Origin of the sequence: Fictibacillus sp. Mic-4, from assembly GCF_049843615.1 — a bacterium.
Lineage (GTDB): Bacteria > Bacillota > Bacilli > Bacillales > Fictibacillaceae > Fictibacillus_A > Fictibacillus_A gelatini.
The window spans coordinates 1-1,433 of record NZ_JBBHZM010000099.1; the positions used below are offsets into that span (position 1 = coordinate 1).

2 protein-coding genes are annotated in these 1,433 nt (G+C 43.0%); both read right to left on the reverse strand.

Annotated features, from left to right (window positions below):
- Positions 1-109: 109 nt before the first annotated feature.
- The gene (locus WD019_RS21600; protein ID WP_425712803.1) at positions 110-1,039 is read right to left on the reverse strand and encodes an IS3 family transposase; all 930 of its coding nucleotides are present in this window, start codon (positions 1,037-1,039) and stop codon (positions 110-112) included.
- Entirely contained in the window at positions 1,036-1,356 is a 321-nt protein-coding gene (locus WD019_RS21605) for a transposase (RefSeq protein WP_425712802.1), read from the reverse strand. Before WD019_RS21605 ends, WD019_RS21600 begins: the two co-directional genes overlap by 4 nt.
- Positions 1,357-1,433: the final 77 nt, after the last annotated feature.

Below are 1,433 nucleotides of genomic sequence, written 5' to 3' on the forward strand. Positions count from 1 at the left end.
CGGGTTAACCCCCTAAGTTTGGACAATATCTCCTGTTCTCTCCGTTTTTTGGAGTTTTTTAAAATGCGCTTAACAGGAATATACGTTCTGTATTTTGGATGTAGTTACTTTATAACGCTATTTGGAAGGGATTCACTTCTCCTCTGGCTAACTTTGCCAAAAAGGCTTGAGGAGACAAATCGAACAGGCTTCCATGTAAACGTTCCTCGTTGTAAAAGCGTATAAAGGAATCTACCTCTTGAAACGCATGGTCAAAGCTGTGAAATTCGTTTCGTTGGTAACACTCTCTTTCTAAAATGCTATGAAAAGACTCAATATAGGCGTTCATATTGGGTGTTTTCGCCGGGATTCGCTCATGTTCGATGCCCTGTTCCAGGCAAAATTCATAAAATGCTTTACTGCAGAACTGGGGACCATTGTCTGTTCGAATCACAGGCCTTTTAGAGCCCCTGGCATATATTTCACGGTGTAACAGTGCTTGTTTTACCATCTGGATGATGTGTTTCGCTTCACACACTTTGCCTGTGTAATGACCCACGATGCTTCGGTCATAGACGTCGATCACACTGGCAAGGTAAAAAAAGCGCCGTGACCCGGTTACACACCCATACTTAATATCCATCTGCCATAATTGATTCGGCCCCGTTACGATTCGGTTTTTCGCTAACCGGCGGGGTGCCTTACGTTTCTTTTCGCGTTGAGGCATTAAGATATCGAGTTCCTTGCATAAACGATACACTTTCTTCTTATTGATGATCAGACGATATTTTCGCTGTAAGCAGCGCGTGAGTTTTCGATAACCGTAAACAGACTCCTGACCCTCTATCAAGCTCATCAGATAGTGTTTTATCATTTGGTCAGGAATCTTCTTTCCATTACGATTGAGTGAGAAACCGGGGATCGGACGGCCTCCTGTTTTTCGCTGACGAGAAGTAGAACGAGATTGTCGGTAATAATACGTTGATCGACTGACATCAGCGATTTTAAGCACACGAGTGGCAGGAAACCCCTCCTGGATCCATTCCCGTGCAACATCTATTCGTTCGGAAAGTCGGGAAACTTTTTTTTTAACATGTCTCGAAGCATTGCTACTTCTAGTTCTTTTTCTCCTAAAAGTTTCATTGCTTGATCGTACTTAGCTTGAAGTTCATTCACATTTGGAGGTTGACTTAGGGGAAGTACACCTTTCTTAGCCATCTCTGCCTCCACTTCATCACGATACTGACGGATCCATTTACTTAACGTACTAGGGGACACCCCCACTTTTCGAGCAGTAAAGGAATAGTTGCCCGACTCTAACGCCATACGGACATATGACTTTTTCACTTCTTCCATTGGTCCTTTTCTTTTCGCCATACTAGACACCTCTCCCTATATTTTAAATTGTATTCGGAGAGAGAATAGGTGTCCAAAAGAATTATGGGGCTAAATAG